The sequence below is a fragment of the uncultured Campylobacter sp. genome (assembly GCF_938030685.1).
In the GTDB taxonomy this organism is placed as follows: domain Bacteria; phylum Campylobacterota; class Campylobacteria; order Campylobacterales; family Campylobacteraceae; genus Campylobacter_B.
This window is the reverse complement of sequence record NZ_CALHHX010000051.1, coordinates 1-7,672: the sequence shown is the minus strand read 5'-3', so window position 1 is coordinate 7,672 and position 7,672 is coordinate 1. Positions and strand designations below refer to the sequence as shown.

Sequence of the window (7,672 nt, the reverse complement as noted above, 5' to 3'; positions counted from 1 at the left end):
ATGAGCGCACAGGCGGATATAAACATATCGTAGTATAATCCGAGAATTAAATTTTAAGGAGTAGAGAATGGCGTTTGTAGCAGAATATATTTCGAAAGAGGACTTAGAGGAATACGATATTATAGACGCTGTTAATAAAATTAGAACAAAATTTAGAAAACCCTTATTGAGCAATCAAGATATTAGATGGTTAAATTGGGTAGTAGATAAACAAAAACAGACCTATCTTATCTTTATCGGTAGCCCTCAACTGCCGGATCCACGAGATGGCTATACGGGCGAGGATATTTGGTTGTTTCACTATAAAGGTAAAAATATCGAGCTTGATATAAGGCGAATTTATGATGAGACAACGAGTAAATATTTCACGGAAAATCCATTTAAGGTCAAATATAAATTCCAAAGCGTAAATTCTGACATTGGAGATATTTCGATAGACGAGCTTTATAAAATTTTAAATGAAGCCTTGTCTGAGTATGGCAGCGGCGGTATTGAAAATAGGGAATATGTTCCAAAAGAACACGAAGTCGTAACTTTTCTGCACGATTAAATATAAAGGATAAAAAATGACGAGTAAACAAGCCGATCAAATTTTTATTAGACATTGCAAGCAGCGAGGACGTGCAAGGGTAGCCGCACCGATGGCGGTGCGAGTACGAAAAATTTAACAAAACGCGGCGCAAGCCTGAAGCGTGATGTGTAAATTTAAAGCGAAATTTATCCAAAAACCTAACCGTGAGCGAGCTCGAGTGAAATTTCGCTCAAATGTCCAGCGCGCAAGAATTCGCTAGCGGTATAGACTATTTGTAAATTTTAAAATTTTACTCAAACGCCGAGCGTAGATTTAGATGCGGAATGATTTGCAGCTCTGCGGGTGCCGTGAATTCCTTTTTACGCAGCTTTTCTATCGCCGCGCGCGCGATCATAGCAGCGTTGTCGGAGCAAAATTTCATCGGCGCGAAAAGTATCTCGCAGCCCGCCCGCTCGCACAGATCCGTCAAAAGTCCGCGCAGATGCAGGTTCGCGCTCGCTCCGCCCACGACGCCGAATCGCGTAAAGCGCCGCAGCTCAAAGATCCGCTGCAACTTATCGAGTATGTGCGCGCACGCCGCGTCCTCAAAGCAGCGCGCCAGATCGCGCATCGCCCGCTCATCTAGCTCGCCCGCCTCTTTTAGCTTTTCGATCTGTACGCGCACGGCGTTTTTAAGCCCCGAAAAACTATACTCCAGCCGCCTGTCGCCCTTCAGCGGCACGGGCAGCTCAAACCTCGGCTCGCCGCCTTTTGCGAGCTCCTCGATGAGCGCGCCGCCCGGGTAGCCGAGCCCTAGCATCTTTGCGATCTTATCGAAGCTCTCGCCGAAGCTGTCGTCGCCGGTGGTCGCTAAAATTTCGATACTCCCCGCTGCGTCGATATCCAAAACCATCGTATGCCCGCCGCTAACGAGCAAAACGCCCATCGGAAATCGCGCCTCGCCGTCCAAAAATAGCGAGTAAACGTGGCCTATGAGATGATTTACGCCGATGAGCGGCAAATTTAGCGCGAGCGCGAGCGCTTTTGCCATATTTACGCCGCTGATAAGGCTCACGCTAAGCCCCGGGGTATTGGTCGCTACGACGGCTTTAAGCTCGCTAAAATAGGGCTTTGCACGCTGTAAAATCCGCGGCAGCGCCTCGGTATGCAGCCTCGCGGCAAGCTCGGGCACGACGCCGCCGTATTTGGCGTGATCGGCCTCCTGGCTTATTTTTTCGTAAAATTTCAGCTCGAAACTCCGCTCATCCATCACCGCGACCGAACTGTCGTCGCAGCTGCTCTCAATAGCAAGTATCACACAAAATCCTTAAAATTTTTCGCTCATTATACTCAAAAATCGGCGCAGATGAAATTTTAAAATTTAAAGCGGCGCGCTCTAGATTTGGTCGCGACATACTCCCGCTCGCAGGGCAAAATTTTAAAATGCGCCGTTCGGCTCGGTGCGCTAACGGAATTAAATTTAAAACGCGTCGCCGCGCATCTTGCTCCCACACCGCGATTTGCCTGCCGCGGTGGGTAAAATTTCAGATAGATGAAATTTTGCAGTTGAAATTTAGCGAGCAAAAGCGAGCAAATTTAAAATGGTCTTTGGATTTTAAAGCTCCAAAGGCCCTTGCGATTAAATTTAGCGGCAAATTTAAAGGCTAAATTTCGGACTCCTGCTTTTTCTCGCCGCTTGGGATCGCGGTGTCGTACCAATCGAGCTTGCGCGTAAAATACATCACCAAAGAGATCACCGCGAATATCATCAGGCTTCCCATTAATAGGGCGTAGTCTTCGGAATTTAAGATGACATAGAGGATCGCGTATGAAACGAGCTGAACGCAAGTGATGAAAATGCCCCAGCGCGCGCCTTTGAAAATCGCGCTTGCGTAGAAAAACACTATCGCGCTTACCGCGATCGCCGAGATAGCGTAGCTGATCGCAAAGCCGATGTGTTCGGAGAGCGAAAGCACCAGCAGGTAGAAAACGACGTCTTCAAGCCCGATTAATAGGTACTGGATCGGGTGGATGCGCTCGTGAGTATAAACCTCGCACAAAAAGATCGCTAAAAACGGCACCGCTAAGAATAACAGCGCGTAATCCGTGCAGCGCTTAATCAGCGAGTAGTTATTCACGGGCTCGATGAAACCGATACTTACGGCATCATTTCTATCGTCGTTGCTGCGCCAGTTCGTCATAGCGACGCGGTCATCTTGATCTGCAAGCCACGCAGGAGCAATGCCCGCGGCTAAGCCTGTAACTTCCCACGAAGCTTTAAAACCGCTAGCGCTTACCTCGCGCGATTTGGCGATAAAACCGCCGCCAAAGCTAGGCGATGCCCAAGTAGAGCTAATTTCAAAACGGCTATTTTGCGCGATCGGAGCTAGATGAAGTGCCTCGCCGCCTTGGATTTTAAGCGTGCCGCTGATGCTGAAATCAGACGAAAGCGCGGAAGCGGGGAGCTTGTAAATTAGGCTTCGATCGAAAATTTTAGCTTCGGTGTTGCCGTGATATTGCTTAAGCTCCTTGCCGTTTAAGCTTAAAGCGGGGGAGGCGGTGAAGGATTTTTGATTGCCTACGCCGAGCACTAGCACGGCTTCGTCGAAATTTAGCCGCGCAGGATCAACGCCGAGCTCGGTATAGTTTATCGCCTCAAAGTCCGCCTTAAGCGCAAAATCGCCGTTATATATCGGAACGCGAAAAATCCCGCGCTTTAGATAGGTGGGGTCGATCTGCGCTGATAAGAAGTAGTTTTTAGGCACGATGATGAAATTTTTCTCTACGCGCCTTTTTATGAGCTCGTTGTTGCTTTTGTCTATCGCTTCGATTATCTCTGCGTAGGGCACTACGATCGCAAGGCCTTGGATTTGCAGCTCACCACCCACCGGCGTGAGGATCGAATCCTGCGCGAGCTGCTTGGTTTCGGAGCGCGAGTAGGTAAGATTATCGATAAAGCTTAGCGGGATTAGCAGCAGCAAAAGCAGCACTAAAACTATGAACGGTTTCGTCCAAAACGCGCCGCGAATGGCGTTTTTAGTAGAATTTAACAAAGGCTCTCCTTTTAAGTAGAATTTAAAACAGAATTTTAACGATGAAGAGTAAACGGACGGCGCTTGAAGCGGGAGGAATTTTATAAATTCTAAACGAACTTCGGATGTAAAGCGCTACGGATATCGCTTTGAATTTTGGGAATTTCGCCGTAAGCTAGAATTTTATTACAAATGAGAATTTTGCTATTCGCAAAAATTTTATGAGAAAATTTCTGTTAGTAAAATTTAAAGGCTTGAAATTCAAAGCCCTTGGAATTTCAAATTTCCAAAGCCCTAGGAATTTTAAAATTCCAAGGGTTTTGAATTTTTAAAATTTCGCCGCTTTAGCGTGCAAAATTTCGTACGGTCTCTCGCGTAAGCTTTAAAATTTATACGCCACGCTTAGCTTGAAATTTCGTCCCGGCTCCCAGTCGATAGCGTTTGAATCACCGGTGAAATCGGCGCTGCGCTGCGAGTGCGACGCGTAGGCTTTATCAAAGAGATTGTAAACGCCAGCGTTGATCTCAAGCCCTTTAAATCGCCCGCTATCCGGAGCGTAGGTCACATATAGATCGTGAACCGCATAGCTAGGCACTTTTGTTTTTTCGTCGCTAGCTGCGGAGGCTACGTTTTTGGAGTCGAAAAAGAGCAAGTTATAGCCCAGCAGTAGATCCGCCACAGAGATTGCGTATTCGGCATTGAAGGTGTATTTATCGCCATAGTCGCGGTAGCCGATGATGTTTGAGCTTAGATAGCCCGAGCCGCTGCGCACGCGGTCTTTATATTCTACGTGCTGGTGGGTGTAACCCGCAGCAAGGCTCAAATCATCTAATATTAATCTTGCGTAAAGCTCGACGCCGTCAATGTCCGCACCGCCTGCATTAGCCCTGCATAAGGTGCCCTGTGCGCCTCCCGGGCAGCCGACGATTCCGCCCGCCGCATTGTTATCTACGATGAGATTTTTATACTCCGTCCTGAAATACTTCGCAGTTAGGCTTACCGAGGAATTCTCTCCTAGCTCGCTTTTGTAGCGACCGCCTATTTCGTAGGCGTTACCCGTAGTGGCCTTTAAATTTTCATTGGCCATCCAGCTTAGTGGTCTGCCGCGGCTAGTACCCGCAGCCATCATGCTCTCCATTACGTCAGGTCCTCTAAATACTCGCGCATAGCTCGCAAACGCTCCAAATCCCGCGCCGATCTCGTAATCAAGCGCTAAAGCAGGGCTTACTTCGTCAAATTTATATTTGTAGCTAGAGATATTAGCACCTCTGCCGTTGTAAGTCTTTAGCTCGTGCCTTTCGTAGCGCACGCCAGGAGTTACCGTAAGCCCGCCGTAGCGCATAGCATCCTCGATATAAAAGCTATAATTATCGACCTTCTCGGGGCGTAGATTGCCGGGCTTAACGTAGTTTTCGGAGCGGTAGTAATCAAAGCCGTAACGCAACGTATGAGCCAGATCGCCCGTTTCAAATTTACTCTTAGCGCCGATTTTGCCGCCTTTGGTCTCGACGCCCCATTTTACGTTCGTCGAAGTCGATCCGATGCGTTGATGCTTGGTGTAATATCCCGTGATGTCGAGTTCTAGCAGGTCGCTTGGATTATACGTGTATTTGATCGTGTGCGTATCGCGCTCGTATTTGCGGTTATCCAGCTGTCCGTTTAACCATGAGCCGAATTCTGGGCGCAGCGGATAGAGACCTTTATACTGCATATGCTCGGTAGAGAGCGAAATTTTATGAAAATCCAAAAAGCTATAGCCCGCTTTTAATAAATAATTTATATCGTTGCCGTCGCCGCCCGTAGGCTTGCCGTTGCCCGATTCGCCGAAGCCGTATCCGTAGTGCTTAAACGCAGCAAGCATATCTAGGCTATCAAACGCTCTGCCGTAGAGCATCGCACTTTGCGAATAGCCTTCGTTATTGCTCGTATAGCCCACTTTGAGCTTGGCACCGATATCCTGACCGTCCTCAAGCATGTCAGAAGCGTCTACTGTCCTGAAGGCAACTGAGCCGCCCAAAGCGCCCGAGCCGTTCACGATCGAGCGCGCGCCTACATCGACCTCTACGGCTTTGATAAGATCCGGATCGATTAGTAAATCGGCGTTGTGATGAAAGGTATTGCCGTTTTGCTTCGCGCCGTCAATCGTGATATTTAGACCGCGATCGCTCACGCCGCGCATATAAATTTTTTGATTCATGCCGTTGGTGCCGCCCACATAAACGCCTGGGATGTCGCGAAATACATCTTTTACGAGCGTAGCGTTACGGGTGTTGATTTTGACATCATCCACGGTGCTAGGCGTGCTAGAATCGCTAGTAACTTCGATTACGCCTAGGCTTTGCGTATTTGAATCCTTGCTTTTGGATGCGTCCGTAGCGCTTGATTTCTCGTCTGCTTGTGCGCTTAAGCAAAGAACCGCGCACAAAGACAAAGCCAGATGAAATTTTTTCATACGAAACTCCTAAATGATAATAAGATTAAAAAACGGCAAATAATATAAAATTAATCCTTTATTTTATATTAATTATCAAGACGTTTTAAAATCATTAAAATTCTATCACCAAATGCTTTATTATCATTAAATAAAGCTAAATGATAAAATATAATTTAAATATCGATCATCAAAATTTTAGTAAAAATTAAATCTATTTTTGATAAAATCGCTCATTTTTTTGGCAAGGCGATTTGCTGAATTTATAAAAATTTTTAAAATTTTTAAGGAGAGCTTATGGGCATTATGGAATTTTTGGCGCATTACGTGGATTACATTATCTTTGCGATCCTCGGATTTATGAGCTTTTTGGTCGTGTGGTTTACTATCGAAAGGATGCTTTTTTATTCGAAGGTTAAGGCGAGCGATTACAAAAGCAAGGCGCTATATGAAGAGGCTCTGACAAAAAATTTAACGACGCTTTATATTGTTTATTCAAATGCTCCGTACATCGGTCTTTTAGGTACTGTCATCGGCATTATGATCACATTTTTTGATATGAGTACTGCAAGCGGTATCGATACCAAGGCTATCATGCAAGGTCTCTCGCTTGCCCTTAAAGCTACGGCTACTGGTCTAGTCGTCGCCGTGCCTACGCTTATCATCTACAACGGTTTCGTCCGTAAAGTTGATGTGCTTCTAAATCGCTACGATGAGGTTAAATAAATGAGCATTCCTAGACGAGACGGGCTAAATATCGTCCCGTTCATCGACATTATGCTGGTGCTGTTAGCGATCGTGCTTAGTGTCTCGACTTTCATTGCGCAGGGGCATATTAAGGTAAATCTTCCATCTTCTTCAAGCTCGCAAAACCCGCAAGAGGATAAAAAAGTTACCATCAAAGTGGATAGCGAATCTAAAATTTATCTAGACGATGTCGCAATAAGCGAGGATGAGCTTGAGAAAAAAATTGCCGCTCTCGATAAAAACGATCTTGTCGTATTGAAAAACGATAAAGACTCGAAATTTTCCTCTTTCATTTCTATCATGGATGTCCTAAAAAAGGCGGGCCATGAAAAATTTGCGATCGTGACCGAAAAAGAGCAATGAATAAAGATAGCGCAGTAGGTTTTATCGTATCTTTGGTGCTGCATTGCATCATCGCTGTGGGTGTTTTTGCTCTTTTATCGTCGGCACCGAAGCCGCCTAGCATGCCCGATATGATAGCCTTTTCCATCGATAGCATAATGGATGATGCCAAGCAGGGCGATATCTCCGATGAGCCCAATATCCCGCCTCCTTCCGAGCAGTCTGAAGCGGATCCTGAGCCAGAGCCCACTCCGCCCGAGCCCGAGCCCGAACCGGAACCAGAACCAGAACCGGAACCAACTCCGCCTGAGCCGGAGCCTATACCAGAGCCTGTAGTCGAAAAACCAAAACCGGTCGAAAAGCCTAAGCCAAAGCCGGTAGAAAAACCAAAACCGATCGAAAAACCTAAGCCTAAAAAAGAGCATAAAGTTCAAAGCAGCGATAGGAATTTAACGGCGAAATTTGACCCGACAAAGCCTATTTCGCTGGGTAGCGGCGGGGGCGGCGGCTCCAGTAGTGCAGGTGGTGGTAGCGACGCTATAACAAACCGCGGAGATCCTAGCAATAGCGATGTCGGCAAGAAAATTTTCGCCATCATTTCTCGCTACG

The 7,672-nt window shown here is 46.7% G+C and carries 7 protein-coding genes; 4 read left to right on the top strand and 3 right to left on the bottom strand.

Translation table 11 applies throughout. The features are described from left to right. The first annotated feature begins 67 nt into the window (after positions 1-67). Entirely contained in the window at positions 68-550 is a 483-nt protein-coding gene (locus Q0369_RS02330; RefSeq protein WP_298095453.1) for a hypothetical protein, read from the top strand. A 271-nt stretch (positions 551-821) separates the two neighbouring features. Here Q0369_RS02330 and tsaD read toward each other — a convergent pair whose 3' ends face one another. From tsaD to Q0369_RS02315, 3 genes are all read right to left on the bottom strand, one after another. Beyond that, complete coding sequence (gene tsaD / locus Q0369_RS02325; RefSeq protein WP_298095450.1) at positions 822-1,829, bottom strand: tRNA (adenosine(37)-N6)-threonylcarbamoyltransferase complex transferase subunit TsaD; 1,008 nt, start codon at positions 1,827-1,829, stop codon at positions 822-824. A gap of 346 nt (positions 1,830-2,175) precedes the next feature. Continuing rightward, positions 2,176-3,564: a cell envelope integrity protein CreD gene (gene creD, locus Q0369_RS02320; RefSeq protein ID WP_298095447.1), complete on the bottom strand. Its 1,389-nt coding sequence runs from the start codon at positions 3,562-3,564 to the stop codon at positions 2,176-2,178. A gap of 361 nt (positions 3,565-3,925) precedes the next feature. Then, entirely contained in the window at positions 3,926-5,995 is a 2,070-nt protein-coding gene (locus Q0369_RS02315) for a TonB-dependent receptor (protein ID WP_298095445.1), read from the bottom strand. 285 nt (positions 5,996-6,280) lie between these two features. Between Q0369_RS02315 and exbB the strand changes: the two genes are divergently transcribed. The 3 genes from exbB to Q0369_RS02300 form a co-directional block, all read left to right on the top strand. Next, the gene (gene exbB, locus Q0369_RS02310; protein ID WP_297882895.1) at positions 6,281-6,700 is read left to right on the top strand and encodes a TonB-system energizer ExbB; all 420 of its coding nucleotides are present in this window, start codon (positions 6,281-6,283) and stop codon (positions 6,698-6,700) included. Next, complete coding sequence (gene exbD / locus Q0369_RS02305; protein WP_005872149.1) at positions 6,701-7,084, top strand: TonB system transport protein ExbD; 384 nt, start codon at positions 6,701-6,703, stop codon at positions 7,082-7,084. It abuts the gene before it with no gap. Further along, positions 7,081-7,672: hypothetical protein (locus Q0369_RS02300; protein ID WP_298095443.1), on the top strand; the 592-nt coding region annotated here is incomplete at its 3' end. The genes exbD and Q0369_RS02300, both read left to right, overlap by 4 nt.